Genomic DNA, 20028 nt, shown 5'->3' on the forward strand with positions numbered 1-20028 from the left:
GTCGGTGCTCGTGCACTCGGCGGGCGCCTACCGGCGCGGCCAGCTGGCGGGGGCGCGAGTCGCCGACCTGGACCTGCAGTTCGCGGTGAACGTCCAGGCTCCCTACACACTCACCCAGCGGCTGATCCCCGACCTGAGGAGCACCAGCGGCGACGTCGTCTTCGTCAACTCGACCCAGGGCCTGGCCGCGAGCGCCGGCGTCAGCCAGTACGCCGCCACCAAGCACGCCCTGCGCGCCATGGCGGACAGCCTGCGGGCGGAGATGTCCAGCAACGGGGTCCGGGTATGCAGCATCTATCCCGGCCGCACCGCGACCCCGATGCAGGAGAAGATCTTCCAGGCCGAGGACAGGACCTGGCGGCCGGACTGCCTCCTGTGGCCCGACGACCTCGCCGACATCGTCGCCCACACCCTCGCGCTACCCGCCCGCGCCCAGGTCACCGAACTCACCGTCTGGCCGACCCACCGCCCCTGAACCGCCCGGCGCGAGGCCCGCGGTCGGTTCGACGGCGTGGCCGGCAGAGGTCAAACCGGCGCACCGCCACGCCGTGGCAGTGCCCGAAGCCGGGCCTTCCCGCGGACATTCACCCGCCGCCGTGCACGGCCAAGATCGCGCCCCACGGCCACCGCCCCGTGACCTGGTGGGATCCTCGGCGCCAGAGCGAGGAACCGAATTTACCCAAGCCCCTCATCGGATCTGGCCATGGCTTGTGGGGTGGATCCCGGTCTCCTGGGCCCCAGAACCCAGGGACGGATGAGCGTGGCCGTGGGTCCGTCGGCGCCAGAATCCCGGAATCCATCGGGCCATGATCTGGTGGCATCGTCGGCGCCAGAGCTCCGAGGATCCCACCAGATCATGAACCTCTCCCCGCTCGGAGGGACCGCGAGGTGGGAGCCGGGTAGGTGGGAGCCGGGTAGGTGGGAGCCGGGTAGGTGGGGAAGCGGCAAGGGCGGTCAGTGGCCCTGCATGGTCTTTTCGCGGTCGGTGGCGTGCATCTCCCAGGGGGCCTGCGGAAGGACGGCGCCGGTTTCCAGGAGGGTCTTGAGGTTCGCGAAGACGGCCGGCCAGCCGTGGGCGATCGACTCGCGGGCGTCGGCGTCGGGCAGGTTCGTGTGCGTGACGGTRAGGCGCACGATGTCCGCGAAAGGCTCGATCGTGAAGGCGACGACGGACGGCTCGAAGGTCGGGTCGTCGAAGCGCGTGGGAGTGTCGAAACCGAACGCGAGCCGCAGCGGCGGCTCGACCTCCAGCACCCGGCCGACGGCGTCGACGACACCAGAGCCGTCAACCCGGACGTGCTCGACGCGGCTGCCCACCGCCCAGTCGGAGACCTGGGCGTGGCCCCAGAACCGACCAGTCAGATCCGGGCTGGTCAGTGCCCGCCACACGTCGTCGGGCGTGCTCCGGATATACGTCGTGTACACGTAGGCGGGAACCGGTTCGGCCATCGTGATCTCCTGAGCGCGGGATTTGACCTGGTCGAGGAAGCCGAGGCCGGGCTCCTCGAACTTCCAGACCCATCGGGTACGGATGTCGTGGATCGGCACCGGATTCAGGTAGTGGAGCTTGCGCCGGCCACTGCGCACGACCGTGACGAGACCGGCCGCTTCCAGCAGTCCCAGGTGCTCGCTGACCGACTGGCGGCGCATCGCCAGCCCGTCACACAGCTCGCCGAGAGTCAGTCCCGCCCGTTCGCGCAGGGCGTCGAGCAGGCGCCGTCGCGTCGGGTCCGCGAGARCCTTGAACACCGCGTCCACATCCACGCCGCCGATTATGCAGGCATCTCCCTGCATAAAGTCAAGCGCCGCGGACGGGCAAAATGCCTTGCTCGGACGACCAGCGCGCCTCGACACTGGCGCGGTGACGCGAGGCCGGACGTTCAGCGCGGTGGTGACCGCGGGCGGCGACCGCCTCGGGACCTGCGGCCCCTTCCCAGCCCAGACGCGGTGGTGGGCAGATGTCGAACCGGTCGTCGCCCGCCTGCGCCAGGAGCTCGGCGCACCGGTGATGGTGCTGCGCCTGCTGGGGGCCGACGGCGGTGACGGCGCCCGGGACGGGCATGTCCGCTACCACGCCGAAGCCTTCGGGCGGCCGGCGGTCTCGCGGCTCACGCCCTGGCCGGGCGACCCGCACGAGCTGGCCGGCCCGGTCGCGTCGCGGGCGAGCTGGGCGACACCCGACGGCCTCGCCGAGACCCTGGACTGGGCGTCGGCGGCGCTGCGCACCGCGGGGCGGCCGGCGACCGGGCCGGCGGAGCAGGTCAAGACCTGGAACCTGGCGGGGCTGTTCCGGTTCCCGACCGCGCGGGGGCCGGTCTGGCTGAAGGCCACTCCCCCGTTCGCCGCCCCGGAGGGCGCCGTGATCGACACCTTCGGGCGGGTGGACGCCGAGCTGGTTCCGCGTCTGATCGCGGCGGACCCCGCCGCCGGCCGCACGCTGCTGGATCATGTGCCGGGCACTGACAGGTGGGAGGAGTCGCCGGTCGCCATTCACGCGGCCGTGAGCCGCCTGGTGAGCGCCCAGGCGATGCTGGCCCGTGATCCGACGGCGATGCCCCACGGCCTACCGGACCGGACCATGCCCGCGCTGGTCGACCGGGTCGCGGAGCTGCTCGACGGTGAGGCGGGCGACGAGCTCGGCCCGGACGATCTCACCGCCGCCCGCGGCCTCGCCGGGCGCCTGCCCGACCTGGTGGCGGAGCTGGCCGCCTGCGGACTGCCGGACACCCTCGTCCACGGCGACCTGCACCCGGGGAACTGGAGATCGGACGGACGGCGCACGACGATCCTCGACTTCGCCGACAGCCACCTGGGCAACCCGGTCCTCGACGGCCTGCGCGTCCGCGACTTCCTGACCGACCACGCGTCGCGGGCGTACGCCACCGACACGTGGGTGACGGCATGGGAGACGGYCCTGCCCGGCAGCGACCCGGCACGCGCGCTGGCCGTCGCCGCGCCCCTCGGCCAGCTGTCCTACGCGGTCAGGTACCAGGAGTTCCTGGACAACATCGAGCCCAGCGAGCGCGTCTACCACGCTGGCGATCCAGCCGCCACCGTCCGAGCCGCGCTGCGCGAGGCCTCCGCCGTCACCGCTGCCGCCAGCACCGCCGCCAGCACCGCCGCCAGCACCGCCGCCAGCACCGCCGCCAGCACCGCCGCCAGCACCGCCGCCAGCACCGCCGCCAGCACCGCCGCCAGCACCGCCGCCAGCACCGCCGCCGAAGCATGACCGACGACTGAAACAGGTGGACGAGGTGCCCAAGTCGTCGGGCGACTACGGCTCACTCTGTTCGTTGGTCTATGAGCTCGACAAGCCGGTCGGGACGTCCTTTGGCGATGTCGAGTTCTACCGCGACCTGCTGGCCGGGACTTCCGGTGAAATCCTGGAACCGGCGGTCGGAACGGGCCGGATACTCATTCCCCTGCTGCGGGCGGGTCTGCGGGTACGCGGGTACGACTCGTCATCGTCCATGCTCGCGATCTGCCGCGACAACTGCGCCGCCAGCGGGCTGGACCCCGTGCTCTTCGAGGCGGACATGGTGACCTTCAAGGAACCCGCCGCCTTCGCCGCGATCGCGATTCCAACGGGGTCGTTCGCCCTGGTGACCGGTCGTGAACGCGCCGCCCAGGCGTTGCGCAACCTCCGGGAAAGCCTGCGGCCAGGCGGGCGGCTGATCGTCGACGTCGAGCCGCTCGAGCAGTCCACCAGCCCTGGGCCGTTGAAGCACTGGTGGTTCGGCGACGAGATGCTGACGCTCAGCTCCCTTCCACCGGCACAGCCGGAGGAGGGCCTCGTGAGCAGCTGGCTGCGCTACGAGCGATGGCGCGACGGCCGCCTCGTCGAGACCGAACTGCAGCACTTCAGGCTCCAGCGGTACGGCCTGGACGGTTTCGCCGCCCTGCTCCGGGAGACCGGCTTCACCGCCATCACCGTGCACGCCGACTACCAGGTGGGCCTGCCGCCCACCCCGGATTCCCAGGTCTGGACGTTCGAGGCGACCGTCTGATCATCCGCACCGCACGGGCATCCCGAGCCCTCGCATGATCTGGTGCGCCCCTCGGCGCCAGGACTCCGAGATCACACTCGCTCCTGGGCAGGACCAGGAGCGAGTGTGATCTTCGGCTTTGCTCCGTCCCGGCCGGCCGGGACGGCCCGGCCCGGACAACCCGGCCCAGGCGGTGTTCCCGCTAGCCGGTTCTCGGGCCGGTGTTGCCGGAGCTGCCGCCGTGGCGGGTGAAGAAGAAGACCAGGACCGCGACGACGACCAGCGCGGCGATCACCGCGAGGKCGATCTTCAGCCTGCTCCACGGGCGCTCGCCGTGGACCTCGCCGGTCAGGCCGTTGACGAGGATCTGCCAGTTCTTGCCCGCGTAGACGAAGGTGGCGATCCAGACCGGCAGCAGCATCAGCTTGAAGGTGACGTCGTTGTGCCGGGTGTTGACCGACGTGACCCGCTGCTCGTCACCGCCGATGTCGTGGCGGCAGTCCTGCTCGATGACGGGCGCCATCCGGCCGCGCGCCTCGGTGAAGCCGTTCTCCGGCTCGACGTCGTAGCGCAGCGCGAAATGCCCGGCGAGGAACTCAGGCTGGTAGGGCTCCGCCTGCTGGAGCGGCCAGGGCGCGAGGTCGTCGACCTTCTTGACCGGCAGCACGGCACTGGCCGGCACCAGCACGTCGTCGAACGCCCGGCTGACCGTGCCGCCCGCCGGGTGCCAGCGGGTCTTCTGCACACGGCGCGTCTGGGACTTGCCCTCGCTGTCCGTGTACGTCTCGGTCACCCAGTAGTGCTCGCCCCGCTGGCCGCTGTAATCGGAGACCGTCTGCGAGTCGAACGTCCAGTGCGGGACGTACGTGCTCTTCATCGACTCGGTCTCGCTGACCTTCTTCAGGCCGGACGGCGCGAACCACCGCGACTTCACCCAGGAGCGCATCGAGTCCCGGACCCTGGCCCGGTCGAGCGCGAACGGCAGCACTCCCTCAGGCACGATCTGCCCGGTCGCCGCCGCGTCGATCACCAGCGGCGCCCCGCAGAACTGGCAGACGCTGGCGGTCTCGTTCGTCTCGGTTCTCGCGGCGCAGCGCTGGCAGACGAAGACGTACGCCCCGATGCCGCCGACGGGTTTGCGGGGCAGCGTCGTCAGCTCCCCGTAGGCGGTCTCGCGGATCTCCCGGCCGCCCGCGGCGATCTCCTGGCGGAACCCGCAGTACGGGCATTGCATGGCGGTCGAGCCGGGCGCGAACTCCAGGCGCGCGCCGCAGCCGCCGCACGGGTAGGTCGTCGCCGCGACCGGTGCCTGCTGGTATGTCGGTTCAGTCATCGTGTTGGCTCCCGGGCCGGTGCCGTCAGGCCTGGGGCGGCAGCGGCGGCGGGACGTTGGCGAACAGCGGCGCGACCTCGGGCACCTGGCCGGCGGCCGTCCAGGCGGCCATGCCGGCCTTCCAGACGAGCGTGTCCGGCCGCAGCTCCCCGGCGGCGACCCGCTGGGTCAGGCCGGCCGCGTCGAACGGGCCCTGCTGCTGCCCGCCGACGCCGATGAACCACTGCGCGGCCTGCGGCAGCGGGGGCGGCGTGCCAGGCCCACCCGGCCCGCCGGGCGGCTGCCCGTAGCCGGGCTGCGGTTGCGGCTGCGGGTAGCCCTGCTGCGGGTTCCCCTGCTGGGGCTGGTAGCCGGGCTGCTGCATGCCGCCGGCGGCGCGCTGGCCGAGCGCTATGCCGAGGCCGATGCCCAGGCCCTCGCCCGCGCCGCCCTGGTTGTTCGCGGCCGCCTCGATCGCCTGCGCGGTCTGGAACTGGGTGTACTGGTTGAGGTTCCCGAGAATGCCCATCTGGCTGCGCTTGTCGATGGCCTCCTCGACCTCGGGCGGCAGCGAGATGTTCTCGATGACGAACTTCGGGATCGCGATGCCGACCGCGGCGAGTTCCTTGGTCAGCGCCTCGCCGAGCGTCGCGCCGATCACGTCCTGGCGGGTGGCGATGTCGAGGACCGGCACGCCGGAGGTCGCCAGCGCGTTGCCGAGYCGGCCGACGATGAGCTGGCGCAGGAACTCGGAGACCTCCTCGGTGCGGAACTGCGGGTCGGTGCCCGCGAGCTCGCGCAGCAGCGCCGGCGGGTCGATCACCCGGATCGAGTAGGCGCCGAACGCGCGCAGCCGGACCATGCCGAACTCGGCGTCCCGGACGATGACCGGGTTCTGCGTGCCCCACTTGAGGTCGGTGAACTGCCGGGTGTTGACGAAGTACACCTCGGCCTTGAACGGCGAGTTGAACCCGTACTTCCAGCCCTTGAGGGTGGACAGGATGGGGACGTTCTGCGTCTCGAGGGTGTACATGCCCGGCCCGAAGGCGTCGGCTACCTGCCCCTCGTTGACGAACACCGCCGCCTGCGACTCGCGGACGGTGAGCTTCGCGCCCATCTTGATCTCGTTCTCGTAGCGCGGGAAGCGCCACACGATCGTGTCCCGGCTGTCATCGGTCCATTCGATGATGTCGATGAACTCGCCGCGGACCCGGTCCATCAGCCCCACGTATGCCGCCACCCTTAGCTCTGGCCGACCGGCGGCGTTGTACCGCCGGCGGCGCTGTCACACCAGTCGCCACGCCTGATGCGTCCACATCCGAGGGGGAACCTTAGCCGCCCCGCGCCGGGCTGGTCGCGACGTGTCCTGCTCCGGACAGCACACCCGGCCCCTGCCCGCTCGCGTCAGCCGCCCGGCGCGTCGTGCCTGGCCAGGGACCGGCCAGCGGCCACGGCCCGCCAGCCCGCCAGCTCGTCAGCTCGTCAGCGGCTGGCGGAGCCGACCGTCGGCAGGGCGTGCTGGTTGCGCTCCAGCCACTGGTCGAGGATCTCGTCGAGCCGGGGCAGCTCGTCCGTCGGGAAGCTCAGCCCCTGTGTGGGGACGCTCGCGCCGAGCTCGACCAGCAATGGCCTCAGGGTGAACTCGACCGCGAGCGTGTGCGCCGGCGAGCCGATGGTGAACACCGGGAACGCGGTGACCCCGCGCAGCCCGGCGGTGGGGTACCGGTCCAGGAACGCCTTGAGCAGCCCCGTGTAGGCCGCCTTGTAGGTGGGGCTCGCGACGACGAGGAAGTCGCTGGCGGCCACCTGCTCGGTCAGGGTGTCGAGCCCGGGGTGCGGCCAGGTGAAGACGTCGCCGGCGTGGTCGGCCAGGTCGAGGCGTACCCCCCTCTCGGCGCCGAGCAGGGGGCGGAGCCGGTCGGCGAGCGCCTCGGCGATCGCCAGCGTCCGCGACCCGGCCTTCGGGTTGCCCACCACGACACTCAGCGTCGTCATCTCGGTAGTCCTCTCTGGTCGCCAGCTCTGGTCGCCAGCTCTGGTCGTCGGCCTGGCCGCCAGCACCATCCTCATGCCTCATGCCGCCGGCCAGCCATGGTTGCGGGGGTCGGGCGTCGGTGGTTCAGGCGTCGGGGTGCTCGACCAGCCCGTGGTAGCGGGACCGGTAGTAGAGCAGCGGGCGCGCCGTCTCGTGGGTGGCGTGCCCGAGCCCGACGACGTGCGCCGTGACGATCACATGGTCGCCGCCGTCGTACTCGGCCGCGAGCTCGCACTCCAGGTGCGCCAGGCTGCCGTCGATCACCGGGTGGCCGGTCCTGGCCGCGCGTTCCCAGCGGACGTCGGACCACTTGTCGGCATCCCGGCGGCCCATCGCCGCGCTGACGGCACGCTGGTCAGCGCTGAGCACGTTGACCACGAAGCTTCCGGCCCGCCTGATCACCGGGTAGGACGTCGAGGTCCGCGCGACCGAGAACGCGATCATGGGCGGGTCGACGGACAGGCTGAAGAACGACTGGCAGGTCAGTCCGACCGGCCGCCCGTCGGCGGTGGAGCTGATGATGGTGATGCCGGAGGCGAAACGTCCCAGGACGGCGGTGAACGAGGGGACGTCGGTGACCGGTCCGGTCGCGTCTCGGACAGCCATGGTCTGTCTCTCCTGTCGAGAAGGCGCGAGCGCACAGAGGGAGCACACGGAGGGAGTGAAGGGAAGCGCTCCCGCGCGGGACCGGACGCGGAAGGTCAGCGGTGCGGCGTGCTCACCCGGCGGGTGCCCACCCCAGCGCCGGCGCGACCGTGCGCGCCAGGTCGGTCAGCAGCCGGATGTTCTGCGCGAGGCCGAAGGCCGGCGGCGGGAACAGCACCAGCTCGTCCGCGGCCGAGAGCCCCGGATCGGCCAGGACGGCCTCGGTGACGGCGTCAGGGTCACCGTGGTACACCGGGCTCATCAGGAAGCCCTTGGGCAGCTCGGCCGACAGGGCCGGTCGCAGGGCGCCCTTCGGCCGGGACGCGGCCGGCCCCTCGGTGCGCCGCTGCAGGTCGTAGGCCGCGTACGTCTCGCGCAGCGCGGGCGTCGTCCCGGGCAGGATCGAGGCCGCGACCGCGACCGGTGGCGGCGGCGTGCCGTGGGCGGCCGCCCAGGCGGCGCGGTACTCGCCGATCAGCCTGGCCTGGTAGACGGGGAACGACTCGCCGGTCACCTCGTGCAGGACCGTGCCGGTGATGAGGCGCAGCCCCTGGCGGGCGGCCTGGACGGCCGAGGCGATGTGGCCCGACCCGTACCAGATCCGGTCGCGCAGCCCTGGGCTGTGCGGGGTCACCTTCAGCTCGGTGCCGGGCGCCGGTCCGGCGGGGCCGCGCGGCGCGGTGACGGTGTGCAGCGTCTCCCCCGCGACCCCGGCCAGGAACCGGGCGAGGCGCCGCTGGCCCTCGGCGCGGGCGTCGGTGGCGACGCCGCCGAAGACGTCGTCCCAGATGTCGGTTCCGCTGGAGAAGGCGAGCTGCAGCCGGCCGCCGGTCAGCAGGTCCGCGGTGCCGGCGGCCTCGGCCAGCAGGACCGGGTCCTGGTAGCGCATCGGGATGACCGCGCTGCCCAGGGTGATGCGTTCGGTGTGCTGGCCGGCGGCCGCGAAGAAGGGCAGCGGCGACGAGAGGTAGTTGTCGAAGTGCCGCTGGTAGGCCCACCCCGACTGGTAGCCGAGCGCCTCGGCGGCCCTGAACAGCTCGATGCCCTCGCGCAGGCCGCGGGCCGCCTCCCCGGTGGGGAAGGAGACGCGGGTGTTGAACCCGAGCCGCGGCTTCGGCCGGCGGTCCCGCGTCGCGGCGGGGTCGGGGCTGGTGGAGTGCTCGGGGCTGGCGAGCGTGGTCATCCGTTCCTCGCGGTGCGCTGGCCGGGGATGGCGTCGATGAGCTCGCGGGTGTGCGGGCTCTTCGGGCTGGTGAAGACCTCGGCGAYCGGGCCCTGCTCGACGACCCGGCCGCGGCTCATCACCGAGACCGTGTGGGAGATCTCCGCGACGACCGCCAGGTCGTGCGAGACGAACAGGTAGGACAGGCCAAGCTCGGCCTGCAGCTCGGTGAGCAGCAGCAGGATCTGCTCCTGGACCGAGACGTCGAGGGCCGAGACCGGCTCGTCGAGCATGAGCAGGTCGGGGCGGGGAGCCAGCGCCCTGGCGATCGCGACGCGCTGGCGCTGGCCACCGGACAGCTCGGTGGGCAGGCGGTCGAGGTAGGACGCGGGCAGCGCCACCTGGTCGAGCAGCTCCCTGGCGCGCAGGTGCCGGCTGCGCCGGTCGCCGATCCGGAACGCCACCAGCGGCTCGATGATCGACTGCTTGATCGTGAACTTCGGGTCGAGGGCCGCGAACGGGTTCTGGTGCACGATCTGGGCCTTGCGCCGCAGCGGCCGCAGCCGGCCCCACGACAGGCCGGCCAGCTCCGCGCCGTCCAGGACGATCGAGCCGCTGGTCGGCGTCTCGAGCCCGAGGGCGATCCGCAGCGTGGTCGTCTTGCCGCAGCCGGACTCGCCGACGAGCGCGTGGGTCTGCCCGCGCGGCACGGCCAGCGAGACGCCGTCGAGCGCGTTGAAGCCACGCTGGCCGCGGCGGCTGTCGCCGGCCCCGAACGTCTTGTGGACGTCGGTGAGGGTCAGGACCGCCTCGGGAGCCGCCTGGCCCCGGACGTCGAAGCGCGGGACGACCCGGCCGCCGTGCGCGAGCCCCGGGGCGGCGGCGATGAGCGCCCGGGTATATGCCTGCCGGGGCGAGACCAGGATCGTCGCCGGGTCGCCCTGCTCGACGACGCGGCCGTCGCGCATGACGAGGACCCGGTCGGCCCGGTCGGCGGCGACCGCCAGGTCGTGCGTGATGAGCAGCAGCGAGATGCCCTGCTCGCGGACCAGGCCGGTCAGGTGGTCGAGAATCCTGCGCTCGACGGTGACGTCGAGGGCGCTGGTCGGCTCGTCGGCGATGATCAGTTTGGGCCTGCCGGCGAGCGCGATCGCGATGAGCACCCGCTGGCGCAGGCCACCGGACAGCTCGTGCGGGTACTGGCGGGCCCGCTGCTCCGGGTCGGGCACGCCGGCCTGGCCCAGCAGCTCGTGGACCTCGGCGTCGACGGCGGGCCCGGTGACGCCGCGCAGCCTCACCGCCTCGGCGATCTGGGCGCCGATCCGCCGGGTCGGGTTGAGGCCGACCATCGGGTCCTGCGGGACCAGGCCGACGACCCGGCCGCGCAGCGGGCGCAGCGTCCTCTCCTTGGCGCCCGCCGTCTCGACCCCGTCGACGAGGACTGAGCCGGCGGTGACCCGGCCGCTGTCCGGCAGCAGGCCGATGACGGCGCTGGCGGTCGTGGTCTTGCCCGACCCGGACTCGCCGACGATCGCGACGATCTCCCCGCGGCCGATGGTGAGGTCGAGCCCGATCACGGCCGGCGTGACCCGGCGGTGCCGGACGTAGCCGACGTCGAGGCCCCTGATCTCGACGATCGGGCCTTCGTCGTCGGTCGGCGCGGTGGCCGGGGCGAGCGTGGTGGCCGTCATCGGTCCAGCTCCTGGAGCGTCTTGGAGATGTGGTTGAGGGCGAGGACCAGCAGGGCCACGAACAGGCCCGGGAGCAGGCTCAGCCAGGAGGCGGTGACCAGGTAGCCGCGCCCGTCGGAGATCAGGGTTCCCCACTCGGCGGCCGGCGGTTTCGCGCCGAAGCCGAGGAAGCTCAGCGACGCGATCGCGATGATCGCGACCCCGGCGTCCAGCACCACCAGGACCGCGACCGGGCCCCACGAGTTGGGCAGGATGTGGCGGACCAGCACCCGGCCCCAGGACGCGCCGCCGGCGCGCGCGGCCTCCACGTACGGCAGCGTCCTGACCCGCAGCACCTCGGCCCGGGTCGTGCGGGCGAACCCGGGGATGATGCCGACCCCGACGGCGACCGCGACCGGCACGGTGCCGTAGCCGAGCGCCGTGACGATGGACAGCGCGAGCAGCAGGCCGGGGATCGCCAGCTGCACGTCGACGATCCGCATGAGCAGCGCGTCGACGAACCCGCCCACGAAACCGGCGACGACGCCGAGCGCGAGGCCGGCGACGACCGCGATGCCCAGCGCGATCAGCGTCGCCTTGATGGTCAGCGCCGAGCCGTGCAGCATCCGGCTCCACAGGTCGCGGCCGTAGACGTCGGTGCCGAACAGGTGATGGCGGTTCGGCGGGGCGACCGCCAGCTCGGGATGGGTGTCGAAGGGGCTCTGGTGGGCGAACAGGCCGGGCGCGAAGGCCGAGGCGACCACGAAGAGCACGTAGAGCAGCGCCAGCAGGAAAACCGGCCTGCGGGTGAGCTGCGCGAGGTTCGCGCGCACGCCGGCCCAGCGCCCGCCGCCCCGCTCGGCGCGGTCCGCGCCGGCCGGCTCGGCGACGCCGGCCACGTCGGCCCCGGCCTCGTCGGCCCCGGCCGTCGCGGTGGCGCTCGTCGTCACGGTGGCGCCGTTCGCCGCGGCGGCCTCGGTCGTGGCGGAGACCTCGGTCGCGGCGGTGGCGGGGGGCTTGGCGGTGGGCACGAGGGCCCGGTCCCGCTCGGAGATGAGATGGACGTCCGCGGTCACAGGGAACCGACCTCCACGGGGGCGTCGGGGGCACGCACCTTGCCGCCGCGGGCGTGCGAGATCCGCGGGTCGAGCAGCGGGTAGAGCAGGTCGACGACCAGGTTGACGAACACGAACAGGGCGGCCGCGACGGTGACGATGCCGAGGACGACGGGCACGTCCTGGGAGAGCACCGCCTGCTGGGCGAGCCGGCCGATGCCCTCCCGGGTGAAGACCGTCTCGACGACGATCGACTGGGTCACGGTCAGGCCGACTAGCACGCCGAGGATCGTCATCGCGGGCAGCGCCGCGTTGCGGAACGCGTGCTTGAGGTGCACCGCCGAGCGGGACAGCCCCTTGGCGCGCGCGGTGACGATGTAGGGCTGGCGCAGCGTCTCCTCGAAGCTCTTGATGAGCACCTGCGCCAGCACCGCCGACGTGAGCAGCGAGATCGTGACGACCGGCATCACCAGCGAGCCGAAGCCCTGCGTCCCCGTCGCGGGGAAGAGGCCCAGGTTGAACGAGAAGACCTGGATGAGCAGCAGCGCGATGAAGAACTGCGGGAACGACGCGCCGAGCGCCGGCAGCCGGGACAGGAAGACCCGCAGCGGGTTGAACCGCACGAACGTCGCGACGTACGCCAGCAGGGCGCCGGCGACGAGCGAGACGACCGCGGCGCCCGCGGACAGCAGCAGGGTCTGGCCGACCCGCTGGCTGATCAGCTCGGTGACCGGGACGTGCTGGGTCAGCGAGGTGCCGAAGTCACCGTGCAGCGCGTCGACGAGGTGGTGCCAGTACTGCGCCCAGATGGACTCGTCGAGGCCGAACTGGTGCTTGAGCGCGGCCACCTGCTCGGCGCCGAGGCTGTCCTCGTCGATGCCGGCGGCGCCGAGCTGCAGCTTCACCGGGTCGCTCGGCAGCAGGTAGAGGATCATGAACGTGACCGTGAACGCGGCCCACAGCACGGCGATCGCCTGCAGGACGCGTCCGACGATGTATCTGGTCATTCGCTTGGGCTCCCTCACGAGGGTCCGCGGCGTACCGCCGCCCGCCCGGGAGAACCGGGCGGGCGGCGGGCGGGAACTAGCTGTTGTCCTTCCACACGTCGTTGAGCCGCAGGAAGCTCTCCGAGGTGAACGCGAAGCCGTGGAGGTGGCTGGAGACGCCGGCCATCTGCACCCGCTCGAACAGCGGGAAGGAGATGCCCTCGTCGATCAGGTAGTCCTGCAGGTCGGCGTAGGCCTTGGAGATCTGGGCCTCGTCGGTGGTCTGCAGGGCCTGCTTGAACAGCCCCTGGAGGTGCGCGATGACCTCCGGCGACGCCGAGCGGTTCGCGAGCGCCTTCGAGTTCGCCACGTCCGGGTTGAGGATGAACTGCAGCGCGCCGGGGTTGGCCCGGGTGAAGTAGGTGCTCGTCAGGTCGTAGTCGCCGCTCGGCAGGTACGTCGACTGCTCGGCCGGGGTCAGCGTGCGCAGGCTCAGGTTGATGCCGACCTTCTTCAGCTGGGCCTGGAGCAGCTCGGCGCCGGCGGTGAACTGGGTGACCGGGTAGTCGAGCGTCAGCTCCTTGCCGTCCTTGAAGCGGAAGCCGTCCTTGCCGACCGTCCAGCCGGCCGCGTCGAGGATCTTCTGCGCGCCCGCCGGGTCGTAGGCGAGCTTCGCGGACTCCGACTTGAAGTACGGCGTGGTCGAGTTGAAGACGCCCTGGACGACCGGGTAGTCGGGCCCGAAGACCGTCGACGCGTACGTCTTGACGTCGATCGCCTTGTAGAGCGCCTCACGGAGCTGCGGGTCGGCGAGCGGATGCCCGTCGGCGGTGTTCGCGAAGTGGGTGTTGGCGACGCCCGGCAGGGCGCGCTGCTCGACCGTGTCGCCCGACTTCTCGATCAGCTTGGTGTCCTGGACCGTGAACGGGTTACGCGGCCAGGCGATGTCGATCGCCCCGCTGACCAGGTTCCCGGTGCGGACGCTGTCCTCGCCGACGTAGGTGAAGATGACCTTGTCGAGGTACGCCGCGCCCTTGTTCTGGACGAGCTCCGACGGCCAGCCGTACGGCGTCGGCCGCTTGGTCAGGACCGTCTCGACCTTCGCGGTGTAGTGGTCGAGGACGAACTGGCCGGAGCCGATGACGCCCTTGCCGGTGCAGCGGTCGGCCGGCGTGGCCTGGTACTCGGCCGGGTCGGTGATCGCCAGGTTCGTCGTCGACGTCGCCTGCAGGAACGACGAGTTCGGCTGGCTGAGGTGCAGCCGCACGGTCGCCGGGTCGACGACGGTCGCGCCCGTCAGGCCCTGCACGTAGGAGGAGCCGTACGCCACGCCCTTGGTCGCCGCGACGGTGGCGACCCAGCCGGCGGCGTCGTCGGCGACGAGCTGAGCGTCGACCTTCTTGCCGTTGCTGAGGGTGACGCCGTCCCGGAGATGGAAGGTGTAGGTCAGGCCGTCGGAGCTGATCTCCCAGCTCTTCGCCAGCCAGGGCACGATCTTCCCGGTCTTCGGGTCCTGGTCGGTGAGGGAGTCCGCGAAGTTGCGGATGATCGTGCGGTGCTCGATCCAGTACACCTGGAACGGGTCGATGCAGGACAGGACCGGGTTGTCGGGGAAGAACGAGACCTTCAGGGCCCCGCCGGTCCTGGGCTCGCTCCCGGCCGGTGCCGCCGCCTGGCTGTTCCCACCGCCGCAGGCGGCCAGGGCCAGGAGCCCGGCGGTGGCGGCGGCGGCGAGGGGGAGGCGGCGCCCGGCCCGTGGGGCCAGACGTCTCAGGATGGTCATGCGGGTGCCCTTTCGGAACCAGGCACGCGGCACCTCGGACGAGGCGCGCGGCAGGGATGGATGGCGGTGCGCTGAGGGTGGGTGGCGCGGGACGGGTGGTTCAGGCGCCGAGGACGCGGCGGCCGCTTGCCAGCAGGGCGGCGTCCTCCTGCGGCGGGTGCACCCGGATACAGAGCGCGTCGCGCAGGTGGCGCTCCAGCGGGTGGTGGCGGGACAGGCCCGGGTTGCCCAGGGCCGCGACCGCGGTCTGGGTGGCGGCGATCACCGAGCGGGCGACGGCCGCCTTCAGGACGGACAGCTCGGGCACGAGCGAGGTGTCGCCGGCCTCGAGCCGCAGCAGCGCGCCGTGCAGCAGCGTCTCCGCCTGGACGACCTGCAGGTCGATCTCGCCGGCGACCGCCTGGATCCGCTCGGTCGTCGCGATCGGCCGGCCGAGCGCGGAGGGCACCCGCGAGCGGGCGAACTCGGCGAACGCCGCGCGGGCCGCCCTGGCGACGCCGACGTAGAGCGCCGGATGGCCGAAGCCGCCCGGCCCGGCCATCGCGGCCGGGTCCCGGTACACGCCGTCGGGCCCGCGGGGGATCTCGACGAACGCGTCGGCGGGGAGCTCCACGTTCTCGTAGATCACGTCGTCGGTGTGGGTGGCACGCAGGCCCAGGTGGTCCCAGGTCCGGACCCAGCGAATGCCGGGGCGGCCGCCCGGGACGATCACGTGGCCGACGCGGGGCCGCGCGGGGTCGCCGCCCGGCTCGTCGGCGACCGCCCACACGACGTGGTAGGCCAGCGCCTCGCCGCCGCTGCCGTAGGCCTTGTGCCCGCTCAGCACCCAGCCGTCGGCGGTCCGGGTCGCGGTGGTCTTCGGGATGCCGCCGCGGGCCGGGGCGCCCAGCTCCGGCTCGGCGCGGATCGCGTTGACCAGCGCCGGGCCGTCGAGGGAGCGGCGCAGCAGGTCGTCGTAGTACGCCACCGGCCAGTGCGGGTGCGCGGCCTGGCCCGCGTGGCTCATCAGCAGGTTGGACGCGAGCAGGCCGACCGAGGCGTCGCCCTCGCCGATGGCCGTCAGGATCCGGACCAGGTCACGCTGGCCGACCCCCGGGCCGCCGTACCGCCGGCCGACGGTGGCGGTGAGCAGGCCCGCGCGGAACGCGACGTCGAGGCCCTTCCACGGCGTCTCGCCGGTGCGGTCGTACTCGGTGGCCGTCCCGGCGATCCCGGCGGTCACCGCCGCGAGCCCCTCGGCCGACAGGTCGGGAACCGGGAAGTCGTAGGCCGCCGCCTCGGGCGCGCTGTCGACCCGCACGCCGCCGGTGGCCGTGGTCATGCCTGGCCCGCCGTCGCGTACCGGGAGTACTCCGGGGCGTAGTTGCCGAGGTGCTCGGCCTGCAGGGTGCCGCGCCGGCCGGTCTCCCTGCGATGGGCGATCTCCTGGCGCACCAGCGGCAGCACGTACCGGCCGTAGTCCACCGCGTCGGCGAGGGTGTCGTACCCGCGGATCGAGACGAGCGACGCGCCGCGGTCGACGTAGTCGAGGATCGCGGCGGCGACCGTCTCGGGCGACCCGACCAGCGCGGTCGAGGCGCCGGCGGCGCCCGTGACGGCGGCGGTCTTGGTCCACAGCGCGCGGTCGTAGAGCTCGGAGCGGTTCGCGAACGCGAGCGCGCGCTTCGAGCCGACGTTCTGCGGCGCCCCCTTGCCGATCATCCGCCCGGCGTACTTCTGGAAGCTCTCGGCGACCTTCGCCACGTAGTCGTGCGCCTTCTCCCAGGCCAGCTCGTCGGTCCTCGCGATGATCGGGCGGAAGGTCACCCAGATCCGCGGCAGGGTGGTCCGCCCGGAGGCGCGGGCGATGCCGTTCACCCGCTCGATCTCGGAGCGCAGGTCGTCGAGCGGCTCGCCCCAGAAGCTGAAGATGTCGGCCTTCTCGCCGCCCACCTGGAACGCCTCGTCGGACTGGCCGCCGATCGAGATCGGGATCGGCGACGCGTAGGGCGCGAAGCCCGGGCCGAAGTCGTCGAACCGGTAGAACTCGCCGTCGTGGCTGAACGGCGCGGACTCGGTCCACGAGCGGCGCAGGACGTCGACGTACTCCGAGGTGCGGGCGTAGCGCCGCTCCTTCGGCAGGTAGTCGCCCTGGCGGGCCTGCTCCGCGTCGCTGCCCCCGGAGATGAGGTGCACGACGGCCCGGCCCTCGGTCAGCTGGTCGAGGGTGGCGAGCTTCTGCGCGCCGACGGTCGGGAACGTGGTGTTCGGCCGCAGCGCGACGATCGGGCGGATCCGCTCGGTGAGCTGGCCGACCGCGCTGGCGACGACGAACGAGTCGGCGCTGTTCGAGCCGTAGGGCAGCAGCGTGTAGTCGTAGCCACCCTCCTCAAGGGCGGCCACGTAGCGGCGGAAGTACGCCAGGTCGATGCCCCTGGTCGGGACCGGGTTCAGCTCCGTCGACGGGTTCAGGTGCGAGAGGCTGATGAACTCCACCTCGGGCGAGGCGGTCTCGGGAATGGCCGAGTCGAAGTCGGGCACGGTCATGGAAGGTCCTCTCGACGACGTTCGGAGTCTCAGCGAGGTCACGACGGCGCGGGGTCAGGGCGGGCCGGGCTGGCCAGGGCGGGCCAGCGTGGAAGGCGGTGGATGGCGGAGGGTGGTTGGCCTGTCAGGCGCGGGACTCGGCGTCCCTGCCCGGCTCGCCCAGCGACTCCGCCACCGCGATCGGGGCCAGCTCGGCGCCGCCGCGCAGGCGCTCCAGGAACTGCACGACGACGGCGGCGACGGTGCGATGGGTCTGGTCGTTGAGCGCGTCGTGCAGGCCGCCGACGATGGTCACCAGTTCGGCCGACGGCGCGGACGCGTACCAGCGGCGCGCCAGAGCGACCGGGCTGAGCAGGTCGTTGCGGCCGTGCAGGCCCAGCACGGGCAGGTGGAGCTTGCCGGGGGTCGCCGGGTCGAACCAGTCGGCGGGCAGGTCGCTGAACAGCGCCGCCCGGCGCACCCCGGCCTCGGTGATCCGTCCCCGGTGGGCGCCGCAGGCGGTGCGGACGGCCAGCTCGTCGTCCCAGTCGCGGGCCGGCTGTGCCGCGGAGCCGGCCGGCAGGCCGGCGAGCACCAGCGCGGAGACCCCGTCGAGCTGCCCGCCCGCCACCAGGTGGGCGGCGTAGGCCGCGCCCGCGTCCGAGCCGACGACGACCCGGGGAGCGTCGGCGTCCGCCGCGTCGAGCACGCCGAGCAGTTCGTCGCGCGCCTGGTCCGGGGCGTCGGCCGGGGCCGCCACCGCGTGCACGCGGTAGCTGTCGGTGGCCAGGCGGCGGCCGAAACGCTCGTACACCCGCGGGGACTCGCCCCGGCCCGGCAGCACGACCAGCGTGCCGCGCAGCGCCGGCCCGCTGGGCTCATACCAGCTGAGAACCGTGGCTTCCTGGGCGAGGGTCATGACGGACCTTTCGTCGAAAATGGCGGCGGGCATGCGTCACCGCGCCGCTGGACGGCGTCGGGCATGGCACTGGGCATAGCGGCACTGGGCATAAGGGCACTGGGCATGGCCGGAGAGCGGCCGTGGGGAGACCGGCTGGCGCGGGACAGCGCACCGACCGCCCTGCTCGATGGCGAGGCGGTCCAGGGGTGGGCTAAGGGCGGTACTGGGAATGGCCGCGTGCCGGCGCGGCGCGTGTCACGGCGTCAGCGTCAGTGACAGCACATGGTGCCGCAGCGCATGAAGTCGATCACGCGACGACGGGTGAGGCGTCGCCGGGACGCGCGGGCAGCGGGGGTCGAGCCCGCGGCGGCGGACCGCGACACCGCGCGGCGCTCGCCGCCAATCTCGACCATGCCGGTAAAGATAATTGGTATTTGCCCGTCTGGCCAGCGACGATTCGCGATCGCACCGATCTCGCCGGCTTATCACCGCCGCCGGCGCCAGGCACGCGGTCCGGCGGCGGCCACGGTCGACGAGCAGCGAGAGGCCTCGGTCGGGACCGTGGCCCTAGGTTTCGCTAGATGGCCTTGCCGGGGTTGAGGATGCCCTTCGGGTCGAAGACGCCTTTGATCTGGCGCTGCAGGGCGCCGACGTCCTCGCCCAGCTCGGCGCGCATCCAGCGGCGCTTGAGCACGCCGACGCCATGCTCGCCGCTCACCGTGCCACCCAGGTCGAGCGCGGCGCGGAAGATGCTGTCCGCGGCCTCCTGGACGGCCGGGTCGGACGGCTCCTGGCCCTCGGACAGGACGATGATCGGGTGCAGGTTGCCGTCGGCCGCGTGCGCGAACGTATGGATCGACGTCCCGGTCGCCGTCGCCGCGGCACGCACCGCCTCGACCGCCGCGGGCAGCCGGGAACGGGGGACGCTGATGTCCTCGATCAGCACTCGTCCGACGCGTTCCAGCGCGGGCAGCGCGGCGCGGCGCACGGCCGTCAGCCGCGCGCCCTCGACCGGGTCGGTGGTGACCTCGAGATCGGTCGCGTACCGGCGCAGCTCCCGCGCCGCCTGATCGGCCTCCGCCTCGGCCGCGGCGCCGTCGGTCTGCATCAGCAGAAACGCGGCGCCCCTGGCTCGCAGGTCGGTGCCCAGGTGCTCGTCGATGCGCGTGAGCGTCGCCGCGTCGATGAACTCGGCGATCGCCGGCACCACCCCGGCCGCGCGAACCGCGCCGACGGCGGCGAAGGCGCTCGCCGCGCCGGGGAGGTGGGCGCAGATCGTCGCTGTGGCGGCGGGGATCGGCCGCAGCCGCAGCGCGGCGCCGACGATCACCCCGAGTGTTCCCTCCGAGCCCACGAACAGGCTGGTCAGGTCGTAGCCGGCGACTCCCTTGATCGCCCGCCTGCCGGTGTGGATGAGACGGCCGTCGGCCAGGACCACGTCCAGACCGAGGACGGCGTCGCGGGTGACCCCGTACTTCGCGCATCGCAGCCCACCGGCGTTGGTGGCGATGTTGCCGCCGATCGTCGAGATCTCGACGCTGGCGGGGTCCGGGGCGTAGCGCAGGCCGTGGCGGTGCGCCTCCCGGTCGAGGTCGGCGGTCAGCACGCCTGGCTCGACGATCGCGAGCTCGTCCGGCGCGGTGACCTCCACGATGCGGTTCAGCCCGGTCAGGTCGAGGACGATCCCACCGTCGGCGGCCGTCGCCGCGCCGGCGAGCCCGGTACCCGCGCCGCGGGCGACCACCGGTATCGCGGTCTGGTGCGCGAAGCGCAGGACATGCTGCACGCCGGCGACGCCGCGCACGGACGCCACGACGGCCGGGCGGACATCCGGCGTCCAGCCCGAACGGTCGAACCGGTGCGCGTCGAGCACCGCGGGATCGGTCCGCCAGTCGACGTCGTCATGCGGGGGCAGGTCGTCGTGCGGGGGCAGCCTGTCCAGGCGCGCCGTCATCGTGCGCCCGCGAGCCCGGCTACCACCGGGCCGG

General features: G+C 72.8%; 17 protein-coding genes. 3 read left to right on the forward strand and 14 right to left on the reverse strand.

Features of this window, described 5'->3' with window-relative positions:
• A partial coding sequence (locus BL253_RS26260) for an SDR family NAD(P)-dependent oxidoreductase (RefSeq protein ID WP_116438891.1) occupies positions 1-475 on the forward strand: 475 nt, incomplete at its 5' end.
• Positions 476-954: 479 nt separating this feature from the next.
• Here BL253_RS26260 and BL253_RS26265 read toward each other — a convergent pair.
• The gene (locus BL253_RS26265) at positions 955-1749 is read right to left on the reverse strand and encodes an ArsR/SmtB family transcription factor (protein ID WP_198946401.1); all 795 of its coding nucleotides are present in this window, start codon (positions 1747-1749) and stop codon (positions 955-957) included.
• Between the two features lie 112 nt (positions 1750-1861).
• Here BL253_RS26265 and BL253_RS26270 point away from each other — a divergent pair, with 112 nt between their 5' ends.
• Both BL253_RS26270 and BL253_RS26275 read left to right on the forward strand, forming a co-directional pair.
• The gene (locus tag BL253_RS26270) at positions 1862-3229 is read left to right on the forward strand and encodes an aminoglycoside phosphotransferase family protein (protein WP_241835151.1); all 1368 of its coding nucleotides are present in this window, start codon (positions 1862-1864) and stop codon (positions 3227-3229) included.
• 25 nt (positions 3230-3254) lie between these two features.
• Positions 3255-4007, forward strand: coding sequence for a class I SAM-dependent methyltransferase (locus tag BL253_RS26275; protein ID WP_076820036.1), 753 nt, complete (start codon positions 3255-3257; stop codon positions 4005-4007).
• 181 nt (positions 4008-4188) lie between these two features.
• Here BL253_RS26275 and BL253_RS26280 read toward each other — a convergent pair whose 3' ends face one another.
• From BL253_RS26280 to BL253_RS26340, 13 genes are all read right to left on the reverse strand, one after another.
• Entirely contained in the window at positions 4189-5319 is a 1131-nt protein-coding gene (locus tag BL253_RS26280; RefSeq protein WP_076819995.1) for a TFIIB-type zinc ribbon-containing protein, read from the reverse strand.
• 25 nt (positions 5320-5344) lie between these two features.
• Complete coding sequence (locus BL253_RS26285) at positions 5345-6517, reverse strand: SPFH domain-containing protein (protein ID WP_241835165.1); 1173 nt, start codon at positions 6515-6517, stop codon at positions 5345-5347.
• Between the two features lie 263 nt (positions 6518-6780).
• A complete protein-coding gene (locus BL253_RS26290; protein WP_076819997.1) occupies positions 6781-7293 on the reverse strand; it encodes an NADPH-dependent FMN reductase in 513 nt (170 codons plus the stop codon).
• A gap of 124 nt (positions 7294-7417) precedes the next feature.
• A complete protein-coding gene (locus tag BL253_RS26295) occupies positions 7418-7939 on the reverse strand; it encodes a flavin reductase family protein (protein ID WP_076819998.1) in 522 nt (173 codons plus the stop codon).
• A gap of 112 nt (positions 7940-8051) precedes the next feature.
• Positions 8052-9161, reverse strand: coding sequence for an LLM class flavin-dependent oxidoreductase (locus BL253_RS26300; protein WP_076819999.1), 1110 nt, complete (start codon positions 9159-9161; stop codon positions 8052-8054).
• Positions 9158-10831 carry a dipeptide ABC transporter ATP-binding protein gene (locus BL253_RS26305; protein ID WP_076820000.1) on the reverse strand — a complete coding sequence of 558 codons (1674 nt, stop codon included), beginning with the start codon at positions 10829-10831 and terminating at the stop codon, positions 9158-9160. Before BL253_RS26305 ends, BL253_RS26300 begins: the two co-directional genes overlap by 4 nt.
• Positions 10828-11886, reverse strand: a complete 1059-nt coding sequence (locus tag BL253_RS26310) for an ABC transporter permease (RefSeq protein ID WP_076820001.1) — start codon at positions 11884-11886, stop codon at positions 10828-10830. Before BL253_RS26310 ends, BL253_RS26305 begins: the two co-directional genes overlap by 4 nt.
• Positions 11883-12872, reverse strand: coding sequence for an ABC transporter permease (locus BL253_RS26315; protein ID WP_076820002.1), 990 nt, complete (start codon positions 12870-12872; stop codon positions 11883-11885). Before BL253_RS26315 ends, BL253_RS26310 begins: the two co-directional genes overlap by 4 nt.
• Before the next feature lie 76 nt (positions 12873-12948).
• Positions 12949-14634 carry an ABC transporter substrate-binding protein gene (locus BL253_RS26320; protein ID WP_076820003.1) on the reverse strand — a complete coding sequence of 562 codons (1686 nt, stop codon included), beginning with the start codon at positions 14632-14634 and terminating at the stop codon, positions 12949-12951.
• Between the two features lie 100 nt (positions 14635-14734).
• Positions 14735-15955, reverse strand: a complete 1221-nt coding sequence (locus tag BL253_RS26325) for an acyl-CoA dehydrogenase family protein (protein WP_076820004.1) — start codon at positions 15953-15955, stop codon at positions 14735-14737.
• Positions 15952-17160 carry an LLM class flavin-dependent oxidoreductase gene (locus BL253_RS26330; protein ID WP_076820005.1) on the reverse strand — a complete coding sequence of 403 codons (1209 nt, stop codon included), beginning with the start codon at positions 17158-17160 and terminating at the stop codon, positions 15952-15954. The genes BL253_RS26325 and BL253_RS26330 overlap by 4 nt, the downstream gene beginning before the upstream one ends.
• 124 nt (positions 17161-17284) lie before the next feature.
• On the reverse strand, positions 17285-18091 hold the full coding sequence (locus BL253_RS26335) for an alpha/beta hydrolase (protein WP_241835152.1): 807 nt from the start codon (positions 18089-18091) through the stop codon (positions 17285-17287).
• Between the two features lie 526 nt (positions 18092-18617).
• Positions 18618-19994: an FAD-binding oxidoreductase gene (locus BL253_RS26340; protein ID WP_076820007.1), complete on the reverse strand. Its 1377-nt coding sequence runs from the start codon at positions 19992-19994 to the stop codon at positions 18618-18620.
• Between the last annotated feature and the right edge of the window lie 34 nt (positions 19995-20028).

The organism is Pseudofrankia asymbiotica, assembly GCF_001983105.1.
In the GTDB taxonomy this organism is placed as follows: domain Bacteria; phylum Actinomycetota; class Actinomycetes; order Frankiales; family Frankiaceae; genus Pseudofrankia; species Pseudofrankia asymbiotica.